16 protein-coding genes are annotated in these 23,449 nt (G+C 56.8%); 9 read left to right on the top strand and 7 right to left on the bottom strand.

What is annotated here, in order from left to right:
- Nucleotides 1-25: 25 nt before the first annotated feature.
- On the bottom strand, nucleotides 26-1,243 hold the full coding sequence (locus VFX97_11815; protein ID HEX5703880.1) for a P1 family peptidase: 1,218 nt from the start codon (nucleotides 1,241-1,243) through the stop codon (nucleotides 26-28).
- A 132-nt stretch (nucleotides 1,244-1,375) separates the two neighbouring features.
- On the opposite strand from VFX97_11815, the gene selB reads away from it, so the two are divergent.
- Nucleotides 1,376-3,373 carry a selenocysteine-specific translation elongation factor gene (gene selB, locus VFX97_11810; protein ID HEX5703879.1) on the top strand — a complete coding sequence of 666 codons (1,998 nt, stop codon included), beginning with the start codon at nucleotides 1,376-1,378 and terminating at the stop codon, nucleotides 3,371-3,373.
- A 248-nt stretch (nucleotides 3,374-3,621) separates the two neighbouring features.
- Here selB and VFX97_11805 read toward each other — a convergent pair whose 3' ends face one another.
- A complete protein-coding gene (locus VFX97_11805; GenBank protein HEX5703878.1) occupies nucleotides 3,622-5,592 on the bottom strand; it encodes an FG-GAP-like repeat-containing protein in 1,971 nt (656 codons plus the stop codon).
- A gap of 517 nt (nucleotides 5,593-6,109) precedes the next feature.
- On the opposite strand from VFX97_11805, the gene VFX97_11800 reads away from it, so the two are divergent.
- The gene (locus VFX97_11800; GenBank protein ID HEX5703877.1) at nucleotides 6,110-6,451 is read left to right on the top strand and encodes a rhodanese-like domain-containing protein; all 342 of its coding nucleotides are present in this window, start codon (nucleotides 6,110-6,112) and stop codon (nucleotides 6,449-6,451) included.
- Between the two features lie 127 nt (nucleotides 6,452-6,578).
- Here the strand turns inward: VFX97_11800 and VFX97_11795 are convergent, their stop codons facing one another.
- A complete protein-coding gene (locus VFX97_11795; GenBank protein HEX5703876.1) occupies nucleotides 6,579-10,304 on the bottom strand; it encodes a multifunctional oxoglutarate decarboxylase/oxoglutarate dehydrogenase thiamine pyrophosphate-binding subunit/dihydrolipoyllysine-residue succinyltransferase subunit in 3,726 nt (1,241 codons plus the stop codon).
- A gap of 292 nt (nucleotides 10,305-10,596) precedes the next feature.
- On the opposite strand from VFX97_11795, the gene VFX97_11790 reads away from it, so the two are divergent.
- Together VFX97_11790 and VFX97_11785 are read left to right on the top strand one after the other, a co-directional pair.
- Nucleotides 10,597-12,432 (top strand): amidase, encoded by a 1,836-nt coding sequence (locus VFX97_11790; protein HEX5703875.1) that lies wholly within the window; start codon nucleotides 10,597-10,599, stop codon nucleotides 12,430-12,432.
- A gap of 268 nt (nucleotides 12,433-12,700) precedes the next feature.
- The gene (locus VFX97_11785; GenBank protein ID HEX5703874.1) at nucleotides 12,701-13,702 is read left to right on the top strand and encodes a DUF5050 domain-containing protein; all 1,002 of its coding nucleotides are present in this window, start codon (nucleotides 12,701-12,703) and stop codon (nucleotides 13,700-13,702) included.
- A 2-nt stretch (nucleotides 13,703-13,704) separates the two neighbouring features.
- On the opposite strand, the gene VFX97_11780 is transcribed toward VFX97_11785, so the two are convergent.
- From VFX97_11780 to VFX97_11770, 3 genes are all read right to left on the bottom strand, one after another.
- Nucleotides 13,705-14,319: a hypothetical protein gene (locus VFX97_11780; GenBank protein ID HEX5703873.1), complete on the bottom strand. Its 615-nt coding sequence runs from the start codon at nucleotides 14,317-14,319 to the stop codon at nucleotides 13,705-13,707.
- Between the two features lie 52 nt (nucleotides 14,320-14,371).
- Nucleotides 14,372-16,345 carry an ATP-binding protein gene (locus tag VFX97_11775; protein HEX5703872.1) on the bottom strand — a complete coding sequence of 658 codons (1,974 nt, stop codon included), beginning with the start codon at nucleotides 16,343-16,345 and terminating at the stop codon, nucleotides 14,372-14,374.
- Between the two features lie 299 nt (nucleotides 16,346-16,644).
- Complete coding sequence (locus VFX97_11770) at nucleotides 16,645-16,923, bottom strand: UBP-type zinc finger domain-containing protein (protein HEX5703871.1); 279 nt, start codon at nucleotides 16,921-16,923, stop codon at nucleotides 16,645-16,647.
- A gap of 259 nt (nucleotides 16,924-17,182) precedes the next feature.
- On the opposite strand from VFX97_11770, the gene VFX97_11765 reads away from it, so the two are divergent.
- The 3 genes from VFX97_11765 to VFX97_11755 all read left to right on the top strand — a co-directional run bounded on the left by VFX97_11765 (nucleotide 17,183) and on the right by VFX97_11755 (nucleotide 19,732).
- Nucleotides 17,183-17,722: an outer membrane beta-barrel protein gene (locus tag VFX97_11765; GenBank protein HEX5703870.1), complete on the top strand. Its 540-nt coding sequence runs from the start codon at nucleotides 17,183-17,185 to the stop codon at nucleotides 17,720-17,722.
- Nucleotides 17,723-18,046: 324 nt separating this feature from the next.
- Nucleotides 18,047-18,850, top strand: coding sequence for a hypothetical protein (locus VFX97_11760; protein ID HEX5703869.1), 804 nt, complete (start codon nucleotides 18,047-18,049; stop codon nucleotides 18,848-18,850).
- A gap of 51 nt (nucleotides 18,851-18,901) precedes the next feature.
- Nucleotides 18,902-19,732: a hypothetical protein gene (locus VFX97_11755; GenBank protein ID HEX5703868.1), complete on the top strand. Its 831-nt coding sequence runs from the start codon at nucleotides 18,902-18,904 to the stop codon at nucleotides 19,730-19,732.
- On the opposite strand, the gene VFX97_11750 is transcribed toward VFX97_11755, so the two are convergent.
- A complete protein-coding gene (locus VFX97_11750) occupies nucleotides 19,702-20,088 on the bottom strand; it encodes a cupin domain-containing protein (protein ID HEX5703867.1) in 387 nt (128 codons plus the stop codon). The two genes, VFX97_11755 and VFX97_11750, sit on opposite strands and share 31 nt — an antisense overlap.
- Nucleotides 20,089-20,409: 321 nt before the next feature.
- On the opposite strand from VFX97_11750, the gene VFX97_11745 reads away from it, so the two are divergent.
- Entirely contained in the window at nucleotides 20,410-22,380 is a 1,971-nt protein-coding gene (locus VFX97_11745) for a hypothetical protein (protein ID HEX5703866.1), read from the top strand.
- Between the two features lie 274 nt (nucleotides 22,381-22,654).
- Nucleotides 22,655-23,416 (top strand): TolC family protein, encoded by a 762-nt coding sequence (locus VFX97_11740; protein ID HEX5703865.1) that lies wholly within the window; start codon nucleotides 22,655-22,657, stop codon nucleotides 23,414-23,416.
- Nucleotides 23,417-23,449: the final 33 nt, after the last annotated feature.

Raw genomic sequence — 23,449 nt, 5'->3', positions numbered from 1 at the left:
TTTTTGCGAGTGTTCAGACGGCCCGTTACTTCATCCGGTTATATTTCTTTAATGCGGTCACTACGCGATCTCCAGGTAAACCGAAAACGCGAATGCCGTCGGCGCCCGTCATAGTCTGAGCTCCGAGCATGGCATTGACAACGGCCTCTTCAGTGGCGTCGATCGTCGCTCCGAATAGTGGATCGATGCGATCATTCGGCAACATCTTCAGGGTTGGCAGGCCTGTGGCCTCCGCCGCGCCAGGGTTCGCGGTTGAGAAGGCCAGGAACAAATCTCCGGAAGAGTTTCCAGCCAGACTACCGAGCCGGCCGAGTCCCATTCCCACCCTGCGCGCGATGCGTTCAAGTTGATGAGGAAGCAAGGGGGCATCGGTAGCGACAATCACGATGATTGAGCCTCGGCCTTCGTGTTGTTGTTCACCACTGTCGTTCTTCGACGCTGCGGCTGATGAGCACGCCGGAATTCGACGCGTCCATGGACGGGTCAACGGTTGAGGAAGCGTCGTGCAGGTTCGCAGGTCGGTAATTTCCTGGCGAATTGGAACGCCGAGGATTCTTAGATCACCACCGTAGTTACATTGAACGAGCACGCCGATGGTGAATCCACCTTCTTCCTTTGAGAGCACGCGTGACGATGTGCCGATGCCGCCCTTGAACCCATTGCAGCCCATGCCTGTGCCCCCGCCGACCGCGCCCTCTTTGACCCGCCCGGGCGTGGCGGCATCGAGCGCTTGCCACGCGTGCTGCGGTTTAACATGTTCGCCATTCGCGTCGTTAAGAAAATCAAACGTCTCGGCGACGACCGGATAGGTAAACAAGAACTCGCGGCCGTTCTTCACTTGCCACTGAATGGCTGCATCGCGCACAGTGCCCACACTGTGCGTGCCCGTCAGGAGAATCGGGCCTTCGAGAAATCCCGATTCTTTGATCCAATTGACGCCAGTCATGTCGCCGTTCCCGTTCAGGTTGAAGGTTGCGGCGAAGACTGGATCCCAATTCCCCTTCGGTCTGGGAAGAATAGCCGTAACGCCGGTGCGGATCGGGCCTTTGCCAGGAATCAGTTTGCCTTCTCCCTCGATAAGCGTGACGTGACCGACAGCGATGCCGGGGACATCGGTGATGGCGTTGTTTGCACCTGTGCGCCCGGGAAATGGAATCCCGAGGTCACGCCCGCGCGGGCGTGTCTGTCCGGCAATAGATGCTGACAAGATGGAGGCAATCAGGATCGCGATTATGATGCGCATATAGTTCGCTCCGATTATCCATTCAGCAGGACATCATCAGATCCTTTCAACGACAGCTGTTAAGAGCTGCCGCGCAGTATATTCTTTCGAAAGGCAAAAACAAGCTAATATCCCACTCACATTTCTAAAGCAATGAAGTCAATCATCGTCGGCACGGCAGGTCACATCGATCACGGCAAGACGGCGCTGGTGCGCGCGCTGACGGGCATCGATGCGGACCGTCTGCCGGAGGAAAAACAGCGCGGCATCACGATCGACATCGGATTCGCCGATCTCGATCTGGGCGATGTGCGCGTTGGTTTCGTCGATGTGCCCGGTCATGAGCGCTTCGTCAAGAACATGCTGGCCGGCGCCCACGGCATTGACCTCGTCGCGCTGGTGATCGCGGCTGACGAAAGCGTGATGCCGCAGACGCGCGAGCACTTTGAAATCTGCCGGCTGCTCGATGTGCGAAGTGGCCTCATCGTGCTAACCAAGAAAGATCTCGTCGATGAAGAAATGCTGGGCTTGGTGCGAGAAGAAGTCAGCGAAATGGTGGCCGGATCGTTTCTTGAGGGCGCGCCGATCGTGGCCATTAGCTCGCGCACGGGGGAAGGGCTGGACGAGTTGAAGAGTACTTTGCGCGAAGTGGCTCAGCAGGTTCCGAAGCGCTCAGACAGTCTAATCACGCGGCTGCCAATCGATCGCGCGTTTACTATGAGCGGATTCGGGGCCGTAGTCACGGGCACTTTGATTTCAGGCGAGATTGAAGAGGGAAGCGAAATGGAGCTTCTGCCCCAGGCCAGGCGCGTGCGTGTGCGCGGCTTGCAGGTGCACGGGACGAAGGTGAAACGAGCGGAGGCGGGTCAGCGGACCGCGGTGAACCTCGGCGGTGTGGAAACCTCTGAGTTAGAGCGCGGCATGGTTTTGACGCCGGTTAACCGGCTTCAGCCCACACAGATCGTCGATGTGCACGTGCAGATGCTTGCAGATGCGCCGCGCGCCTTGCGCTCGCGTCAGCGTGTGCGGGTTCATCTCGGCGCCGCGGAGATTCTGGCACGTGTGCGGGTGCTAAGTTCCCCCTCTCCGCAAGGGGAGAGGGGGTTAGGGGGAGAGGTTGCCGGCGACGTTAACCCCACCCTCAGTCCCTCCCCGCTTGCGGCGAGGGAGGTCCATCCAATCAATCCAGGGGAAAGTGGGTTCGCGCAACTGCGTTTCGAAACGCCGGTTGTTGGTGTGCTCGGCGACCGGTTTGTCATCCGGTCGTATTCACCGCAAAGAACCATCGGAGGCGGCATCATTCTCGACGCCTTTGCCACTCGTCATCGCGCGCGCGACTTCGCCACCGTGCGAGAACGGCTGACGAACCTCGTCGACGGGACGGCGGAACAGAAGCTGGCCGCGTTTGTCGCGAACGCTGAGGACAGTGGTATGAGCCGAGGCGATCTGGTGACGCGAACTGCATGGAGAGATGAGGTGGTTCAGAACGCGATTGCCCGGGCGCGCGCTGCCGGTTCCGTTTCAGAAATCGGCGGACAGTTGTTGAGCCCAACCGTCCTTGAACAATTTAAGCGAAACGTGGTCAAAGATGTCGCGGCGCATCATCAGGCTGAACCCTTGTCGCGCGGACTCGCGCTGGAAGTTCTGCGCGGGCGCCGCTTTGCGCACGTACCCGTGGAGTTGTTTCGGGCGGTGTTAGCCGAAGTCGAGCAAGCCGGAGCGGTCGTGGTTGAGAAAGACGTGGTGCGCAAGCCGGAACATACGCGCGCGGTTTCCGGAGCGGACGCGGCCTTGCGCGATCGGCTTGAGGCAGTTTATCGCGAGGCCGCTTTGGCTGCCCCAAGCATGACTGAAGCGTTTACTCGCGCGGGCATCAACGCCGGTACGCAGCAACACGGGCGCAAAGTCCTCCAGGTGTTGATTGACGCAGGCAGCCTGGTGCGCGTTGACGGTGAGATGTTCTTTCATCGCGACGCGCTCGAGAATTTGAAAGCAAAGCTGCGCGCGCACGCTGCGAAAGAGAAGTCGATCGACGTGCCAACCTTCAAAGAACTGGCAGGCATTTCGCGGAAGTACGCGATTCCGCTGCTCGAATACTTCGATCGTGAGCGGGTAACCAGAAGAGAAGGGGATCGGAGAGTGATTCTTTAGGGAGTCGGGTGTCGGGGTAGGAGATAAGTCATACCCACAGCTGCACCAGTGCTATAAGTGCAATAGTATTAACGCAACTGCACTCCGGAGCTTAAGCCATCCGGCGTCTCGGTAGAAACAAGATAAAGGCAGTCCCCCTTTCCCTTAGTCCGCCTTTCCCTTAAAGGATTAACCCCCGCCGCATTTGCCGCATTTTTCCGCAACGTTATCTGCCGTTGCCAAGTCCAATTTGGCAAGTAAGCCTCTTACTAACAGCCCAACATGGCCTTTATAGCGCTGGCTGCCTGCAAGAGTTGACTGGCTTGGGCCGATGTAAGCTGGCCGTTTTGGGATTTGGCATTGATCTGGTTGATGAATGCGTCTAGCTTGCCGCAGGCAGCAGACTGGTTGCCGGGGTTAATGTTGTTCAGCGGCGCTATCAGACTGTTCTCCACGTTCGCGGGCAGTCCCATATTGCCGATGGCGGTGACAAGGTTCTGGATGGCCTGAGCAGGTGTCAGTACAGTCCAGGTAAAGATAGCAGGGAGGCTTACGTTGCCTGCCGTATCGAACGCCCGCACCTGGAAGGTGTGGATGCCTACTGCCAAGGCCGAGTAGGCTGCCGGGCCGGCGCAAGGAGCGTACAATGCCCCATCCAGGCTGCACTGAAATCCCGCGACCCCGACAGCGTCCGCGCCCCCAAAGGTGAACGTGATGGAGCCGGACAGCGTTGAGCCTCCGTCTGCTGTAGCCGTTCCGCTGCCGTCTACGACTGAGGTCAGGGCGGTAACCGGCGGCGTCGTATCCGCCACAGACACCCTAAAGCTAGTCGGCGTGGCACTGTTTCCCTGCGTGTCGGTCGCAGTGCAGGTCACCGTGGTATTACCCAAGGAAAAGGTCGACCCCGAAGCGGGTGAGCACGACGCCACCCCCACTCCGTCAACGGCATCCGAAGTCGTTGGGCTCGTGTAGCTGACCACGGCGCCCGAAGCACTGGTGGCCTCAGCAGTCACGTCCGGATGGGCTGCGATGACGGGCGGTGAATTGTCGCACGTCAGAAGTGGGTCGCACGCTAGTCTAAGCAACACGCTCACTGTGGCATGGTTGTAGTTCGCCACCGCGAGATCAAGTTTGCCATCATTGTTGAAGTCTCCGACTGTGACCGCCCTGGGAGATGGGCCAGCCGTGAAGTCAACCTTCGTGTTGAAGACGCCATTCCCGTTGTTGCGAAGGACGCTCACGTTGGTGCCAACAGTGAAACTTGCCGTCACCAGATCAAGCCTGCAATCATCGTTGAAGTCGGCGATTGCGATTGAAATGGGGTTCGTGCCAGCCAGGTAATCAACCCCCCTATCGGGGAAGGTGCCGTTGCCCCGGTTGAGGAAGACACTCACTGTTATATGATCGGTGTTTGCCGTCACCAGATCAGGCCTGCTGTCACCGTTGAAATCCCCGATTGCAACCCTCCGGGGGCCAATATCAGTACGGTAATCAACCTTGGCAGCGAAGGTACCGTTGCCATTATTAAGGAAGACGCTCACCGAGGCGCTGATAAAGTTCGCCACCGCGAGGTCAGGCTTGCCATCACCGTTAAGGTCTCCTACTGCGACAGACATGGGCTCCCTGGCAGTCGCGAGTCCGATCGGTGCGGCGAAGGTCCCGTTGCCGTTATTGAAATGAACGGTTACTGCGTCGCTTTGATAGTTTGCTACCGCCAGATCAGGCTTGCCGTCGAGATTCAAGTCTCCGATTGTGACTGTCTCCGGACCGGCAAAAGTAGGGTAGTTAACCCTTGATGCGAAGGCTCCGTTGCCGGTGTTGAGGAACACGCTCACGCCGCCGCTCTGGTTTGCTACAGCCAGATCAGGCTTACCATCGAGGTTTAAGTCTCCGACCGCGAGTGAAACTGGAGTCTGGCTGGCAGGGTAATCCCTTCTTTCGAACGTGCGGTCGCCGGTGTTGATGAGCACGCTCACTGAGTGAGCGGTCGAGCCGGAGTTCACCACCGCTAGATCAAGTCTGCCGTCAAGATTGAAGTCTCCGGCTGCGAGTGAACGGGGAAGTGCGTCAACAGCGTAGTTATCGGGAGGAGCGAAAGACTGCGCCATCGCGGGTTGGACGCTCAGCCCCCAACAGGCCGTCATCGCCGCGGCGGAAAATAGCATGACCTGAACTTTCTTTGCCGCTCTCGCCAATAGCGAGGGCAGGGTGACGTGAGATGTAAGGCTACGGAAACGCATGAGGATTCTCCTTTTGGGGTGATAAGAGACAACACTTGTGAGTTAAAAAGAGAGAAACGAAGTGTTCGCAACTAGCTTTTCATCGTAAAGCTCCTTCCGGGGTTGAGGCGGTCTGAGAAATGAACGGCCGGTCGGAAAATGTGCGGGCTAAGCGCAGGCTCTGAGGGCCAGCCGTTAAATCTTTCCTAGCTTAATGCGGGATGGTATACGCCTGATTTTATAGCGAGTCAATAGCCATTCGAATCGGGCCCGCCAACCTAATCACATTTCATCAAAGGGATATCGCCAAGAGGCTTTGGTTTTCGGTGAAGTTAATAGATGTGTGCTAGAGAAGACAGTTCTTGAGCAAAAGGTGAGCTCTTTAACTAACTCTGAGCTTTCTGTGAAACATTGAAAATGACCCACTACTCACTCATCACTGCCCTACACCCAACCCCTTACCCACACACCCTCGTTTCCTTTCCCGCTGCGGACGTTGTAGATTATTCCCACTTCAAAATCTTCGGAGATCATGTTGATGCGTGCTTTTATTTTGGTGATGGCGATTGGTCTGCTGGCAGTACTCGTCGCGTGTAATTCTCAGGAAGGGAACCGCGGGTCTGGAAACACCGCACAAAAAACGCAGACCCCAAGGGCTCCACAGCCGGCTCAGAATTCGGTTGAAAATGCGCGCCGTATCACGGCCCAGGAACTGCACAATCTTTGGGAGAAGGACGAGGTGCTGATCGTCGATACGCGCAGCGAAGAAACCTTCAAGCAGGGCCACATCAGAGGCTCAATCCTGATTCCTTACAATGAGTTTTCGGCACGGGCGGATGGATTGCCGAAGAGCAAGATGATTGTCACGTACTGTACTTGACCGGCCGAACACACGAGCGCCGGTGCGGTGCTCACACTCAACGCCAGGGGATTTCAGAACGCAGCAGCTTTGACCGGCGGGTTGGACGCATGGAAGAGCGCGGGATATCCAGTCGTAACGAAGTAGCCTACTCGATCGTTAGTGCCGCCCGCACAAGCTTCTCCTGCTCCTTAACATGAACCGAATAGTTCCCGGTCGCCGGACTGGCTGATTCAGCCCGGCCGACGTAACGCAGAAGATCGCCACGCGGTATCAGGTCCTCGAATTTTCCTTCTATGAATGTCCAGGCGCCCATGTTCTTGGGTTCTTCCTGACACCAAACCAGGTCGTTCGCGTTCGGATACTTCGCGAGAGTTTCTTTAATCGCGGTGCGCGGGAAAGGATAGAACTGTTCGACGCGGATGATCGCGACCTTGCTCGCTAATCCCTCTGACGCCCCTTTCTTACGCGCATCCGTCAGGTCATAAAAAACCTTGCCACTACACAGGACGATTCGTTCGATGCCGGCCGGATCCTTAACCTCCGCGTCGTCGAAGAGCGGCTGGAACCCGCCGGTCGTGAATTGATCGAGCGAAGAAGCGGCGGCGGGAAGCCGGAGTAGACTCTTCGGCGTCATCACGATCAGCGGACGCTCAAAGCCAGGCCGCACCTGTCGTCGCAGCAGATGAAAATACTGCGCGGGCGTGCTGGGGTAACTCACGCACAAATTGTTCGCCGCACCAAGTTGCAGGAACCGTTCGAGACGAGCGCTGGAATGTTCAGGCCCCTGACCTTCGTAACCATGCGGCAGAAGCATCGTCAGTCGCGAAGTTTGCCGCCACTTGTCCTCGCTGGCGGTAACATACTGGTCGATGATGCCTTGCGCGACGTTATTGAAATCGCCGAATTGAGCTTCCCACATGACGAGTGCATCAGCAGCAATCACTGAGTAGCCGTATTCAAATCCGAGGACGCCCGCTTCCGAAAGAGAACTGTCGAACACTTCGAACCGGCCTTGCGCATTGTTTTCGGATCGCAGCTCCGAAAGGGGCGCCCAGGCTTTGCCCGACTGCGTGTCGTAAAGCACGGCGTGGCGTTGACTGAAGGTTCCGCGTCCGGAATCCTGGCCGCTCAAACGAACGCGCGTGCCTTCGAGGGCGAGCGATCCGAACGCCACGGCTTCGGCGAAAGCCCAATCGATCGGCACTTGGCCGTCGCCCATCTTTGCGCGGCGCGCGAGCTGGCTCACCATTTTCGGATTCAGGTGGAACCCCTCGGGAACGACGCAAATTTGCTGCGTGATTCGTTTAACGACGTCGTCACTAATCAGTGTTTCAACGACTTGCGAGCCGTCGATTTCAGCAACTTCCGGTTCGACGGCGATCACATCCTTATTGTCGGCCGCGACCTTCTTCGCCCGCGCTAACGCGTCTTCATAGCGACTGACTCGCTCTTCAAGCATCTGGTTCACACCGGTTTCATCGATGACGCCTTCTTTGATCAGCCGCTTGGCGTAAATCGTGCGCACGCCCGGATGTTCCTTGACCCGCTGATACATCAGCGGCTGGGTGTAGCTGGGTTCGTCGGCCTCGTTATGACCAAGGCGACGGAAGCCAACGACATCCAGCACGACATCCTTATGAAACTGCTGCCGGTAAGCGAGGGCCAGGCGCATCGTGCGAAAGGCCGCTTCGGGATCGTCGCCGTTGATGTGAAAGATGGGCAACTGCGTCATGCGCGCGACGTCGGTTGAATAGATCGACGAGCGACCCGCTTCGGGTGAAGTCGTAAAGCCAATCTGATTATTGATGATGATGTGAATCGTGCCGCCGGTCCGATAACCGCGTAGCTGGGCCAGCTGAAGCGTCTCCATCACGATGCCTTGTCCGGCAAATGCCGCGTCGCCGTGCAACAGAATCGGCAGCGCGCGGCTCCGCGCTTCGTCATTCGTGACTGCGCCGTCGGCCATCGCGTCCTGCATGGCCCGCGTCATGCCTTCGACAACCGGATCGACGGCTTCGAGGTGGCTGGGATTTGGTGACAGCCGCAGCTGGACCGTTTTGCCGCTCGCCGTCTCACGTTCACCCTCCGCGCCCTGGTGGTACTTCACATCACCTTCGTCGGCGGGAAACGCCGGATGAACTGTGCCTTCAAACGAAGTGAAGATGCGTTCGCAAAAGTGACCGATGACATTCGCGAGCACATTCAAACGCCCGCGATGCGCCATGCCCATCGTGATTTGCTCGATGCCCTGCTCGCCCGCGCCTTCGATCAGTTGATCGAGCAGAGGAATGATCGTCTCGCAGCCTTCGATCGAAAAACGCTTTTGCCCGAGAAACTTCGTATTGAGAAAGCGTTCGAACTGTTCGGCAGAGATTAGCTTCCAAAGGATGCGTTTCTTAACTTCGGCGTCGATCGGCTCGGCGTGCACAAATTCGCGGCGAATCTGCTCGCGCAGCCAGGTCTTTTCTTCTTTGCTCTGAATGTGCCGGTATTCGGTGCCGACTTTGCCGCAGTAAGCGCGATAAAGGATGTCCAGAATTTCACGCAGCGTGGCCTCTTCAGTGCCGGCCAGACCGCCAGTGATGAAGATGCGATCGAGATCCCAGATTGTCAGGCCGTAGGTTTCGATGTCGAGTTCCGGATGATAGAGCAGCGGCAGCGCGTGCAATGGATCGATGTCGGCCACGAGGTGCCCGCGCACGCGATACGCGTTAATCAGCTCCATCACGCGTGCCTGCCGCAAGGCGTGTTCATGCGTCTGGTCGGCCCCGGCAAACAGCGGATTTTGATCGACGTTCCACCGCAGCGGCGCATGCGCGATCCCCAGATCATGGAAAATCTGTTCGTAGAAGCCGTGTTTGCCGATCAGCAATTCGTGCACACGCGCGAGAAAAGCGCCTGACTCAGCGCCCTGAACGATGCGGTGATCGTACGTGCTGCTGATAGTGATGGCTTTGCTAATGCCGAGTTGTGGCAGGATCGCCGGCGCGATCGATTGGTACTCAGCCGGATATTCGATGGCACCCGTAGCGATGATTAGGGACTGACCCACCATCAACCGCGGCGTCGAAGCTACAGTTCCAATCGTGCCCGGATTGGTCAAAGAGATTGTCGTGCCCTGAAAATCCGGGATTTGCAGCTTGCCTTCGCGGGCGCGCTTGACGACATCGTCGTAGGCGGCGAGAAACTCCGGGAAGCGCATGCGGCTCGCGTTCTTGATGTTGGGCACGAGGAGCGAGCGCGTGCCGTCTTTCTTCTCCAAATCGATCGCAATGCCGAGATTTACCGCTTCGCGTTTGACGCGGGCCGGCTGACCCTCAACCTCTTCGAAGCCGTCATTCAACTGCGGAAACTGATCGAGCGCGCGCAGCAGAGCAAACGCGGTCAGATGAGTGAATGAAGCTTTGCCCCGGTCGTTGTCCTGAAGATGGCGGTTAATAATGATCCGATTTTCTTCGAGGAGCTTGACGGGAATGCGTCGCTGCGAAGTCGCCGTGGGAACGGCGAGGCTTGCTTCCATGTTCTCGACGATCTTGAGGGCGGCGCCGCGAATTGGAACAATTTCTCTTCCTGATTCTGGTTGAGTGACGGCCGCTGCCGGTGGCGATTTTTTTGCCGGTGCTGTCGCCGCTTTAGCGCCATCTCCGCTTGGCCTGGCTTGCGCAACGGTTTTCGCGGGTGCCGGCGCCCCGGACGCGGCGGCCGGTTGGCCATTTCCAAGCAGCTCTTCAAAGTACGCGCGCCATGACTCATCGACGAGGGACGGGTCGCTGCGAAAGCGGGCGAGGAGCGACTCAACATAGGTCGCGTTCGCGCCGAAATTCTCGGCGATGATTTCAGACAGTTCGGTTTTCGTTTGTTCCTGGGCCAAAGAAATTCACCGTTAGCGGCTTCGCGCGCCGCGATCAAAATGAAGGTTTGTATTGAGTTATTAGGTTAGCATCTTCCGTTTTGGTTTGCATCCGCGTGGATTTGGAGTGCGGCGGCAGAGCGAAGCGACGACGCCGCTTTGGATCGCGCAAATCTCCTAGCTTGATCTGATCCAAAGCGCCGTCAAGGCCGGCGCACTCCAAATAATTCTTGTGATATTGTATGCGCCGTTCAAACCGCAATTCGGGCAGGATGCCCGCGAACCGCCGACAAGATGTCGGCGCTCCAAACCCATGAAAAAACAAAGCCGCAAATCGATCGATCGTCGCACCTTCGTGAAGGTTCTTCCGGCTGCCGGCGCCGCAGCGATCGCCGCTTCGCAAGCGCCTCTAAGTGCGCTCGCGCAGACGGCTTCGCCGACTCCTTCTCCGGCACCAAGTCCATCGCCGACGCCTTCACCGACAGCGGGGCGGATCAAGAAAAGTGATCTTGAGCACACCGAGAAAGTAATCGGCATTGAGCTGTCGGATAAGCATCGGGAGATGGCACTCTCCGGCGTGAACACGAATCTCGATCGATACGAGGCCGTGCGCAAGATCGATGTGCCGCTCGATACTGAACCGGCCGTCATTTTTCATCCCCAGTTGCCGGGTTTCCACGTCAAACGTGCGCGCGCGAAAACAAAGTTCCGGTTTGGCCGGAACGAACCAGCTCAATTCAAGTCGGTTGAAGATCTCGCCTTTGCCACCGTGCCGCAGCTTGCGGAGTTGATTCGCACGAGAAAAGTTTCTTCAGTCGAACTGACCCGTATGTACCTGTCGCGTTTGAAGAAGTACGGGCCGAAGCTTCTGTGTGTGGTGACACTTACTGAAGACCTGGCGATGAAGCAGGCCGAAGGTGCGGATGCCGATCTCAAGCGCGGCAAGTACCGGGGGCCGCTGCACGGTATTCCGTGGGGCGCGAAAGATTTGTTCGCGACGAAAGGCATCAGGACGACGTGGGGCGCTGAGCCTTATCGCGATCAAATGATCGATTACGACGCGACGGTGATCGAGCGTTTGCGTGATGCGGGCGCCGTACTGGTGGCGAAGCTTTCCATGGGCGCGCTGGCGCAGGGACCGAAATGGTTCGGAGGTGTGACGCGTAATCCGTGGGCGCCCGACGAAGATCGGCAGGGCGCGAGCGGCTCATCCGCCGGGCCGGGCGCCGCGACTGCCGCGGGCCTGGTAGGGTTTTCGATCGGAACGGAAACGCTTGGCTCGATTATTTCGCCTTCGTCGCGTAACGGCGTGGTGGGTTTGCGGCCGACGTACGGACGCGTCAGTCGCTATGGCGCAATGGGTTTGAGCTGGACGATGGACAAGATTGGCCCGATGTGTCGCGGCGTCGAAGATTGCGCGGCGGCGCTCGATGCGATTTACGGTCCCGACGGTCAGGACATGACGGTAGGCGATGCGCCATTCAACTGGAATGCCGACGTGCCCTTGAGCAGTCTGCGCATTGGTTATCTGAAAGCCGAATTTGAAACCACGCCGCCGGCCAATGCGAGCGAACAGCAGAAGCAGATAGCTGCGAGACGAAACGCGATGTACAAAGAGGCGCTCGACGCGCTCACGAGAGCGGGCGTCAAGATGACACCGATCGAGATGCCGAAGTTTCCCACGGCTAACCTGCGTTACATCCTGACGGCAGAAGCGGCGACTGCTTTCGACGACATCACCCGCGATGGGCGTATCAATCAACTTTCGGGACAGGATAACGGCGACTGGCCGAACACGTTCCGCACGAATCGTTTTGTACCGGCCGTCGAATACCTTCGCGCCCAACGGGCGCGGGTCTTGCTGATGCGCGAGATGGATAAGCTGATGCGCGACTGGGACGTCTTCGTTTCGCCCGCGCCGGGCAGCGCGAGTCTCCTGATCACAAACCTGACTGGTCATCCGGCGGTGTGCCTGCCGTGCGGCTTTCTCGATTTTCCCGCCACGCAGAACGCGCCGGCGCAACACCTGCCACAGGCGATCATGTTCACCGGCGGGTTGTACGACGAAGCGTCACCGTTACGCGTCGCACTCGCGTTTGAGAAAGCGACGCAATGGCACACGATGCATCCGAAAGTTGACTGGGCGTGAGGATGACTCGGCTAAAGTAGGCCAAATCAAGTTCCGAGAGGGATAGACTTTTCGGAACGCCACACCATCTTCGTGCCGTAGGCACGAAATGTTTATAGGTCACGGGCTTCTCTTTGAAACACGAGCTCCGGAGGAGCGAAATATTCATATCGCTCCTTACGGAGCTTTGGGGTTCTGGGGGCGACTGCGTGCTATAACCATCGCGCTCCTGACGGAGCTTTAGGCCTGCACAGCGTTCTCGCGTTACCGTAATTTCGGAATCCGTCACGTGACTAAGCTAAAACTTATCCAAACTGTTCTCGCCTTTAGCCTTTTGTTGCTTGCCCTCGGTTGCCGTTCGACCAACGAACCGAAAGCGCCGGGATGGACAAAGGCAAAAGTGCTCGCGGACAAAGAAGACCATCCATCCAAAATAATCTCAGATGGTGAGGCGGTTTACTTCGTTACTGGCAGCACGGTCGTCAGCATGAATGAAGGAACAAACAACATCAAAAAGATTTCTCTCAACGATGGAACGGTAAGCATTTTCGTAAAGGGCGGGAAGATCATTCCTGACACGACGCTGGCGATCGACGGCAAATTCCTCTATTGGTCAGACGGTGGAAACCTCTTACGCGTGCCCAAGGGTGGCGGCGATAGCGAGAAGATCATTCCCAACGCTCCCAAACCTGACGAAATCGTCATGGATGACGAAAACATCTATTGGTTGATCTGGACGGGCGAGGGTTCGCTCCCGGCGCCGATAATGTACGCGCCGAAGGACGGCGGAGAAGCGAAGCAACTCACGCCGCCTCAGCCTCCGACATCGGGTATCGCTCTTGACGGCGATGTTATTTACTTCATGACCGGCGACGGTATCAAGAGAATCCCAAAAGGCGGCGGCGTGATCACCGACTTCTATCGTCATGCTTTCAAACAGCCAAGCCTGGGTCTGCAACAGGACGTCGAAAACTTTTACTTTTGCCAGATGAACGAGCGTGGACACTCGGCATTGATGAAGCTCAACAAGAAGAGCGGTGAAGTGTCGCAGTTGGCGCCGTCAATTAATCACACGATGGAATTCGTGGTAGCGGACGGGCACGTTTACTACTTCGATGATGTACCGAAGACAGGCTCGTTCGGACCGGCAGCGCTGCGGCGAGTTTCGACCGGCGGCGGAGAACCCGTTGAACTCGATCAGGGTGAGGCCGGTTGGCTCAAATACCTCGCGGTTGATGCGAAGCAGGTCTACTTCACAAACATCTCGCGGGTTTCCGCCTTGCCGAAATGATCTCACTGACCTCTTAAGGGATTGCGCATCGTCAGATTGAGTTCAACCGGCACGCACCGTTTGAAGCTCAATAGAAACTTCTTGTATTTCCCGCACACATAAACGCGGCCCGTCACCGGCCACGTCTCTCTTGAGTTGCTCCATTCACCCACCGCCGCCAGCGCCGCGACGGGTGTGTAAATAAAGAATCGCAGAGGCCCACTCAGCGTCAAGGGTTTCTTTGTCGGCAGATCAAAAGCACGCTGGTATTCGTCAATTTCGATGGAATGATCGTTGACCATCATGTCTTCGAAGAGAAGAAAGTCGACTTTACCGCTCTGTTTGATCGGTGCGACCACGACGGGCACGTTAAAAGTGATTCCCAGTGGCGTAACGCGCGCGATGGACGGGGAGCCGAAGGTAATTAACTGATCAACTTCGGATCCCGCTTTTGAAGATGCTGTGCTCGTTTGGTTTGAAGACGAATTGTCGGCCGTACTCGATCCCCCGGCCTGGCCGCCGGTCGACGAGTTGTCGGATTTTGATGGCTTCTTCTTTTCAGTCGATTTCAGCTCAACCGCAGCGCGTTCGACTTTGTAGCCGCGAATTTCTTTCGGATATGTTTGGCTTTGCGCCATTACGTTCGAACACGCAATGCCGAAGACCAGAATCCCGAGAAGACAAAACCGCCTAACCTTCATTTGCTTCGATCAGCCGCGCCAAATCGATCATCAGCGCAACGTTTCCGTCCAGCATTTCCGCCGCGCCGGAGATGCCGTGCCACAGGCTGGAGTATGGCCCGAGGCTTCGCACCAACGTCTCCTGCTGCCCCGCGATCGCGTCAACCGCCACGGCGATGTGAGTCTGATGTGCCGCGAGCCCTTGCCGATGCTCGCTCGGCTGGCACACGAGAATCGCGCGCGGGCTATTCGGAGGCTCGCCATTTGTACCAGTTATCAAACTGCTCAGTCGTAACAGGGGCACAGTTTCCCCTTGCCACTGCACGTGCTGAGCATCGGGAGAAAGCTGACCGTCGGACAAGCTGATACGATCGGCAACAATACTTGAATCGAAACAGTAGAATTGTTTGCCGCCGTGGACGACCACGCACGGCACGAGGGCGAGCGTCGCCGGAATCATCATCGCGAACGTTGCGCCTTTGCCGGGCTCGGATGTCAGTCGCACTTCGCCTCCCGCCTGCGTCATCGCGCGATCGACAATCTCCAATCCCACCCCGCGGCCAGAGAGATCCGAAGCATCGGGTGAAGTTGAAAACCCGGGACGAAAAATCAGGCGCAGCGCCTGGTCCCCCGTGAGATCTTCAGGCTGGCTGACAATGCCTTGTCGGGTTGCCGCTTCCGCGACCTGGGCGAAATCGACGCCGCGTCCATCGTCACTGACGACGATATAAATCCGGCTGCCCTCGCTGAACCCCTGGAGCCTGACCGATCCGTTCGGCGACTTGCCGGCCGCGCGTCGTTCCTCGGGCGTCTCGATGCCATGACTGACGGCGTTGCGCACCAGATGCATCAGCGGCTCAGCCACCAAATCCGCCAGCGACTTGTCGATACCGACGTTGCCGCCGATGATTTCGAACTCGATGTCCCGGCCCAGTTGTCGGGCGGCGACACGTCCGGCGCGTGCCGCCACGCCGTTCAGCAAATCCGACAAAGGCACGAGCCGCAACTTAATCAGACGCTCTTCCAGGTTCACGAATCGGCTGCGCAAATTAGACGCGGTTGAGCTGGCCGCGTCTCCTGCGACCGTGTTCGGCAACGCGGAGAGCGCGTTCGTTGTATCGCGCAAAAGATCGGTCACCGCCGCCGTCAGTTCATCCAGATCGTTGAGCCCGACCCGGACAGAGGTCGCGCTTGATACTGCCGGCGTGGGCAGCACGTTGACTGTGGCCGCAGTGTTGGCGACGCCGTCGGGCGAGGCAACAGGAATCTCTTTGAACTCGAAAGTCCCGAGTTCAGTCGCGCGCGATCGAGTGTGGTCTGAGATGAGCTCGGCCGCATACAGCAGGCGAAAATTGATCTCTTCAGCCGTGGAAGCGGCGCCGGGAATAGTTGAAATGACCTCGCCGGTCATTCCCAGAAGTTTCGTCAATTCGCGAAACTGCGTGTCGAACGAATCAATCGGAAAACCTGCGTCGACAATGAACAGTTTCGCTCCTTCGCGCACTGCTTCGCGCGTGTGCTGCAAGTCATACTCGCTCAAGGAACGCGAGACGTCCTCCGGTAGAGCCGAACGTAAACTTCCGGCAATCGTGCCTTGCTGAGCTGCAGATGCGGAGACTGCATGCAACCGGGCGATCAGCGCTTGCGAAGCCGATTCGTCGCCGCGCCCTGAGTTGGCGATGGATTCGGCGATGGCATCGGCTGTGTCTTCGAACAAGTTGAGCACCGGGTCATCAATCACGATGCGGCCCAAACGCACCCCGTCGAGCACGCCTTCAAATTCGTGAGCGAGCTGACTGACGTCTTTCAATCCAACCGACCCGGCCGAGCCCTTCAAGGTGTGCACGTGACGAAAGATGCGCGACGCAAGTTCACGCCGGTGCCGGCCCTGGGCGCGCAACGAGCGGAGTTGTTGCAGATCGGCATACAGGCGATCGACGATGTCTTTGGCGTCCGCAATGAAAAGGTTCAGCGTCGGATCCATCGACGCGCAGTTTAGCTTAAAAGTGGGGCTGGCATGAGGATTTGTTGAGGATCGTAGGCCGAGCGCTCTTCCAGATTGGGTCAGCCCGAAGGGCTGAAAGAGAGTAGCCGGGGGTTGAGCGCGTCAGCGCGATACCCCCGGAATCGAGTGTTTGTAATTTCCGACCCTGAAAGGGTCGCAGAACTAGTCTGGCACCCTTTCAGGGTGCGAATTCTCCTTTCTTGCAACCCTTCGGGTTGCAAACTTAATTGTTGGATCAAGCATTGTCCCTCCCAAAGGGAGATGGAGAAGCCGCCCCGTCACACTTCATCCAGCATTACTTCATCGATATAACACCAGCCCCAGTCTTCGCCCGGTTGAAACGATTTGATAATCGGATGACTGGCCTGATGAAAGTGTTTCGCCGCGTGCTTGTTCTTTGAAGAGTCACAGCAGCCCACGTGGCCGCACGTCTTGCACAGACGCAGGTGAAACCACGTGTCTCCGATCTTCAGGCAGTCTTCACAGCCATCGCCGCTGGGCGTCACATCTTGAATCTGATCAATATGAGTGCACTCGCTGTTCATGGTTCCAATCATAAGCTTGGCTCCCCTTTGTTGCACTGCGCCTGTCGGACGAATCCTGCGTTCCGGTCATTAAGCGCGAGTCGCGTAAGGAGCTGAAATCATCGTTTTCCGGCGCGTTTCTTGATTCGGCGACGGCTGGCACCACGGTTGCACTACTCTTTTCGCGATGACAGGCAAACTTCCGAGTGGGCCCGGCATCTTGGTTGTTCCCCCAGATGCAACCGTAAATCAGAAACAGAGACACAAAACATAAGAAAGAGGATTTCCTTTAATGCGTAAACTTTTATTCTCAATGATCATTATGGCCTGCGCGGCGTCGTTTTCTTTTGCGCAGAGCGATGATTACAACAAAGTAGACATCTACGCCGGGTTTTCACACGCGCGCGTGGATTTCGGTGGTGATTTCGAAGGCTTCAACGGTGTCGAAGGCGCCGTGACCGGCAACATCAGCCGCTACATCGGGCTGAAAGGTGACTATGCTTTTCACTACAAGAATTTCGACGCTCCGGCGCCGTTCGAGGTGAACGCCAAAACTCACACGCTGGTTGGTGGAGTTCAGTTCAAAGACAACTCGAAAGACAAGAAGGTAAAACCGTTCGCCCACTTGATGGCTGGATTCACTAATGCGCGCGTCAGCGGCTTCGTGAGCGAAAGCGAAACCGGTTTTGCCGGTGTCATCGGCGGCGGCGTGGACATTAAGATTAGTCCGCGTGTCGACTTCCGCGCGATTCAGTTGGATTACAATCCGACTCGGCTCGGCGGAGAAACTCAGCACAACTTCCGCGTCGGTATCGGCCTCGTTTTCAGATAAGAGCTGCGAGTAGTCAGAGCCGGCGGGTCAACGCCCGAGTACTTGAGATCACCCACCCGCTCACGCAGGTCGTTCTGACAGGCAGCTGACAACGAAAGTTAAGGAATAGGAAAAGGCTCGGACTCGATCAGATCGGGTCCGGGCCTTTCAGTTTTGATCGCTTCCGTTAGCCGTCTCTGGCGTTGCTAATTCCCACCCACAACCAGCAATCTTTCCCAAATAAAATATTTCCTTGCAAGGCCGATTAGCCTTTTGCTATGTTGGTTTTGGCCGTGCCCGTCCTGGGCTCCTCGCAACTCTGAAACTTCAATCAGGGGACTCTCCATGAACAAGAAATGTCCGAACTGCGGTTTTATTAATTTTGTCTATGCCGAAGCTTGTCACAAATGTGAAACCGAGCTGTCGGAAACGAGTGTTCGGTCGGCTTACGATTATCCATCGACTTATCGCGGTCCTGTGAACGCGCATAGTCAGCCCTATCCGACGAAGTCGGGTTTCCCCGTTCTGAAAGTCTTTGCGTTAGTAGGTGTGAGCGTGGTCATGCTCGGTGTGTTCGCCGTCTTGAGCTTCGACCGCATTAGCCGGAATCGGAAGGTCAGGTGGATTGAGTACCGTCCCGATGGTTTGGACTTCACGGTGATGATGCCGAGCAAGCCCAACAGGCTGGAACCGATAGTGACGCCGCTCGAGACCGGCAACATGACAAACCACCGATATGTCTCCGCCGTGACGGGACAAGGCACGGCCGTATTTGGTTTTGTCGACTATACGGGAACGGAGCTCGATATGGATGCGGCGGCGGAAGCTCTCCACGCTGAACTCGACAGTTTATTACAACGAACAAACGCCACGTTAATTTCGAAAAAACCCATCACCTATCAAGGAATGCCCGGGTTGGAGTTTGAAGTTTCTCCACCGGACAACATGAGGCCCAGGATTAATCGCAGTTATGGAAAGATGTTTATCACGCCGAACCGTTTCTTCTTCTTGTCCATCACCGCGAAGGAAGACTCAGAGTTGTTCGCCGGGAGAGAGAAGTTTCTCAATCCGCAGATACGGAAGCAGAGTGCGGGTCCCCTTCGGAAGCCGGTGGATCCTCCAAACATGACCTATGTCCCGCTTCATTAATCGCTCGCTTATCAACCTTGGCCGGGCGATCCAGACTCGATGAGTTCCCAAATGAATAATAAGAAGTGCCACTACTGCGGCTTTATTAATTTTGTCTCCGCGGAAGCCTGCCGAAAGTGTGAAGCGGTCTTGTCGGAAACAGCCGAACAGTCGGCTTACGACTCTGCACCCACGTACCGTGGCGGTGTGAACTCCTATAATCAACCCTATCCGGCCAAGAGCCGGTTCACGCTCGGAAAGGCATGTGCATGCGTCTTGGGGTTGAGCGTGGCCGTGATTATCTACACCTTTGGGATGGGCGTTATTAGAGGTCACGCGAAAGTAAATTGGATTGAGTTTCGTCCCGACGGGCAAACTTTCACGATCGCGATGCCGAATGAGCCAATTCGGGAAAAAATGGATCTGCCCCCAATTCCCAACGGCAAGATTTCCGCTCACGTGTTCATCTCTGAGGTGCAGGGCCAGGGTGTCGCAGGTTTCTGCTACGCGGATTATTCAGGGGTTGAACTCAGCGATACCGCTTACGTTTTAGACGGTGCGTTGAATGGGTTAGTGACGCGATCAAATTCGACATTGCTCTCGAAAAATCCGACTAACTATCAGGGCATGCCTGGATTGGACTTTGAACTCACACCGCCGGAAAGTGCGGGGGTAAAGAATGGCCGTGGTTTTGGCAGATTACTTATTTCGGGAAACCGGCTTTACATGTTTTTCATTACTGCCAGTGAAGGCTCTGACCTGCTCGCGGGCAAAGACAAGTTTCTCAATCCGCAGATACCACCGCGGCCTCCCGTTTGGAGGTTAGATCCCGCAACTCTACCTTCTCCTCAAAACTTCTATAAGCCTCCCGTCTATGAGCCCGGTCCTGGCGATCTCAAGTAATCGTCCGTCTTGTCCAACCAGTCCTGTCGCGGCGGGCTGAAGACATCAACGTCGAGGGTGTCTTCCAAAGCTTCCGCTTTGTGCGGCACGTTCGCAGGAATGTGCAGGGCCTCGCCGGCCATCACATCGATCACCTGTGACTCGTCCGCGCCAATCCAAAACCGCAGGCCGCCTTCCAGGATATAGGTGATCTGTTCGTTGTCGTGAGAGTGGCGCGGCACGATGCAGCCCTTCTTCAGATACACATGAGCGAGCATCATGCGATCGCCGGTGATTACCCGGCGCGCGAGCGAATCCGAGAGAGCCTCGATGGCCATTTCATTCCAGCGATAATGTGTGACGGTGCGTTCTTCCATCTGCAACCTCGTATGGGTTGTGAATGCGTCTGAAGCTAGCCTAATTGTGAACGTAAGTAAACGGCTCTTTTTGGAGTGCGCCCGCTCGACGGCGCTTTGGATTGTTTTGCCCCTTGAGAGCGGGGCGATCGGAACAAGAATTCAAGTTCCTCTTTTCTCTCCTTGAGTTGTGCTCCCTCCCCCAGTCCTCTCCCAGAGAGGGGAGTCAGACCGACACCCCCAGCTTTTCGGGAACATTTGGGTAACCAAACCGTGTGCATTAACGTCTAAAGCTGCTAGAACAGCCGCTCTCCGCCTAATCCGAAACTTGAGGACAATGCCATGAGTAAGTTAATCGCCCGTTTGCCCTTAATTGCGGCGTTTCTCGTTTTATTCGCATCGTTCACCGCCGCGCAGGAAGTGACGCAGGCGACGCCCGATGCCGCGAAAGAGCAGGAAGAGAAAGCCAAGCTCGAGGCCAAAGCCGCGGCTTTGCTGGAACAGATTGTCAGTGAAGCGCAAGGGCTGAAGCTGCCGGAGAATCGCATTCGGGTGCAGATCGTCGCGGGTGATTTGCTCTGGGATAGGAGCGCCGCGCGCGCGCGAACGTTTTTCACAGATGCGGCTTCGGTACTGGCGAACACGATGGCCCAGTCCGACGATTCCGAACGGCGCGAATTCGGCATGCTCAATGCTCTCAGGCGTGAACTGGTCCTCAGCGCCGCGCGCCACGATGCAGAACTGGCTTATCAACTGCTGCGGCAAACGCAACCCCCAACCGGGATGAATGCCGGTAATCGCCGGAGGGCCAATTTTCAGTTTCAGGATGACAATCTCGAACAGACGCTGCTCGCGGTAATCGCCGCCAGTGATCCGAAAGTGGCGTATCAGAAAGCGTCCGAGTCTTTGGACAAAGGCGAGTATCCGACATCGTTGAGCCGCGTGCTGTCTCAGCTGCAGGCGAAAGACGAAGACGCATTCAAGAAACTGTCTGAGAAGACACTCAACCGCCTGAGTTCTGACAATCTTTTAACCAGCGGTCAGGCCGTAAACGTGGCCATGAGCCTATTGCGACCTGGACCACAAGCGGCCACGACTTCGCCCAGTACTGCGACCGCCACCAATTCGCGTGCGAACACTTCGGTGCTGACGGAATCTGCGTTCCAGGGACTGCTCAATAATGCCGTGGCCGCCGCGCTGACTGCGACGCCGCGCACGAATACTGGTGGAGCCGGCGGTGGCGGTGGTGGTGCGAACAATCAGCGTCGCACGCGCCGCGAAGCGGCAGTGATCGGAGGGGGGACTGGTCCAGTAGTTTCTATAGATCCGTCGCGCAACAATCAAACGCAACTTGACCCGGCACAGGTGCAGCAAAACAACGCGCGGATGCTTTTGCGGAACCTCCAGGGCATGCTGCCGCAAATCGATCAGTACGTGCCTGAGCGGAGCCAGGCCGTTCGTCAGAAACTCACTGAATTAGGCATGGGCAATTCCGACAATTCGGGAATGGCACGGTTAGCGAATCAGATTCGCAGTGTGGAGGGTGACAGCGAAAGCCTGGCGAACGCCGCGGCGATGGCCCCGCCGCAGTTGCAATCGCGGGTTTACGAAGCCGCCGCGCGTCGGGCGATCGATGAAGGCAACACAGACCGCGCGCTGCAGTTGGCGAACGATCACCTCGATGAATCAGGCCGTGCGCAGATCATGCAGGCGATCGACTTTAAGAAGATGACCACGACCGTTTCCGAGGCAAAGCTTAACGAGATTCGTACGAAGCTGGCGACACTTCCGTCAGACGCCGATCGCGTGAGGTACCTGGGCGATCTGGTGGCCGCGACCCAGAAAGACAATCCAAAGCTGGCGCTTCGTTTTGCTGAAGACGCACGTGCGATTGTGAGCAAACGCGCGTCTGATTATCGCGATTTGGAAAACCAGATTCGCGTGGCGGAACTTTTTGCGACGCTCGATCCGAAACGCAGCTTTGAAGTTTTAGAGCCGGGCATTGCGCAACTTAATGAGTTGCTGGCGGCCGCGCAGGTCTTGAACGGATTCGAAGTGCAAGTGTTTCGCGATGGCGAAATGCCGTTGCAGGGTGGTAGTGATCTGGGTCGCGTCGTGGCCCGATTCGGACAGCAACTGGCATCGCTCGCGAAGATGGATTTTGAACGCGCGCAAGCGACCGCCGATCGATTCCAATTTGCTGAACCGCGGCTGATGTCGAAACTGTCGATCGTGCAGGGCGCCTTCGGCGTGCGGCAGACGTCGCCCGAAAATTTCCGGCGGTTCGAAAATTTTCGATTCCTGACGCGCTAAGTCGCGGAAGGCGCGTGCAAAGAGCAAAGCGTTAAAGAGCAAAGAGCCAAGAGCAAACCTCTGACGCTTGCCCTTAGCGCTAACCTCCTTGCTCTTTGCACGCCCCGCGCCGAACGCAAAGTGAACAGGCGTGTTCCATTTTCGCGCCAACCTTCTGGAATAACCGAGAACCGCAGCCATTCACGATTCGTTATCCTTTCTGGCCGTCATGGTCTGTTTATTGCCTTAATCAACATACGTGAGACGCGCGACTAAATCTCCTGGATCTCGTCTTTTGACGAAAGCGCCAAGCGCAGTCCTGCTGGCGGTGTTCTGCTTTTCCGTGGCGGTCGCGCAGAGCAACAAAACGAAATCGCGAGCGAACGTCAAACCTGCGCCGCCGGCGGCTTCCGAGCTGGAACAACTCAGAAAGCAATACGTCGAGACAACGAAAGAATACAAAGCCAGTCTGGAAAAACTGCTCGACCTTTACAAAGCCAGCGTGAAGAAGGCCGAAGCCCGGCGCGACAAGTCCAAAGAGCTTTTCAAGGAAGGCCTGATTTCCAGGACGCAGTTTGAAGATAGCGAACAGGCGGTCGCCGATGAGCAACTTAAGATCGCCGGCGTTCAGAATCAGATGAAAGGCGCCGAGACGCAGATCTCGCAAACGATGCTCGAGATGGAAGGGGAAAAGGAAATTGCCAGGTTGCGACTGAAGCCAAAAGGCGGATTGATTCAGACGACCTCATTTATTCGCTACACGGGCGCCGGTAGTTGGGCCATCTCACAAGCGGGCAAGCTCGAGCAGTTCTTTCAACAGACTTTCAAACGTCCCTTGCCGATTGCTGTTTTCGGGCAGGGCGCGATTCACAATCGCTGGCACTTGGATCACCGCAATGCGATGGATGTTTCGCTGCATCCGGACGGAGCTGAAGGTCAGGCGCTAATCGATTTCATGCGCCGCAATGGAATCCCCTTTTCAGCATTTCGCGGTGCAATTCCCGGCGTAGCCACGGGACCGCATATTCACATTGGCCGGCCATCTAGCCGGTACTGAAGGCCAGAAGACTGGCACCCTCCCAAACGAAAC

This window comes from Pyrinomonadaceae bacterium, assembly GCA_036277115.1.
In the GTDB taxonomy this organism is placed as follows: Bacteria; Acidobacteriota; Blastocatellia; order Pyrinomonadales; family Pyrinomonadaceae; genus UBA11740.
This window is presented reverse-complemented; position numbering and strand designations above follow the sequence as displayed.

What these genes read in the sequence shown, in the direction of transcription:
- VFX97_11775 (HEX5703872.1), bottom strand. Translation starts at nt 16,345, where the DNA reads ATGGATCCGACGCTGAACCTTTTCATTGCGGACGCCAAAGACATCGTC.
- selB (HEX5703879.1), top strand. Translation starts at nt 1,376, where the DNA reads ATGAAGTCAATCATCGTCGGCACGGCAGGTCACATCGATCACGGCAAG.
- VFX97_11790 (HEX5703875.1), top strand. Translation starts at nt 10,597, where the DNA reads ATGAAAAAACAAAGCCGCAAATCGATCGATCGTCGCACCTTCGTGAAG.
- VFX97_11805 (HEX5703878.1), bottom strand. Translation starts at nt 5,592, where the DNA reads ATGCGTTTCCGTAGCCTTACATCTCACGTCACCCTGCCCTCGCTATTG.
- VFX97_11760 (HEX5703869.1), top strand. Translation starts at nt 18,047, where the DNA reads ATGAACAAGAAATGTCCGAACTGCGGTTTTATTAATTTTGTCTATGCC.
- VFX97_11800 (HEX5703877.1), top strand. Translation starts at nt 6,110, where the DNA reads ATGCGTGCTTTTATTTTGGTGATGGCGATTGGTCTGCTGGCAGTACTC.
- VFX97_11815 (HEX5703880.1), bottom strand. Translation starts at nt 1,243, where the DNA reads ATGCGCATCATAATCGCGATCCTGATTGCCTCCATCTTGTCAGCATCT.
- VFX97_11770 (HEX5703871.1), bottom strand. Translation starts at nt 16,923, where the DNA reads ATGATTGGAACCATGAACAGCGAGTGCACTCATATTGATCAGATTCAA.
- VFX97_11765 (HEX5703870.1), top strand. Translation starts at nt 17,183, where the DNA reads ATGCGTAAACTTTTATTCTCAATGATCATTATGGCCTGCGCGGCGTCG.
- VFX97_11750 (HEX5703867.1), bottom strand. Translation starts at nt 20,088, where the DNA reads ATGGAAGAACGCACCGTCACACATTATCGCTGGAATGAAATGGCCATC.
- VFX97_11780 (HEX5703873.1), bottom strand. Translation starts at nt 14,319, where the DNA reads ATGGCGCAAAGCCAAACATATCCGAAAGAAATTCGCGGCTACAAAGTC.
- VFX97_11755 (HEX5703868.1), top strand. Translation starts at nt 18,902, where the DNA reads ATGAATAATAAGAAGTGCCACTACTGCGGCTTTATTAATTTTGTCTCC.
- VFX97_11745 (HEX5703866.1), top strand. Translation starts at nt 20,410, where the DNA reads ATGAGTAAGTTAATCGCCCGTTTGCCCTTAATTGCGGCGTTTCTCGTT.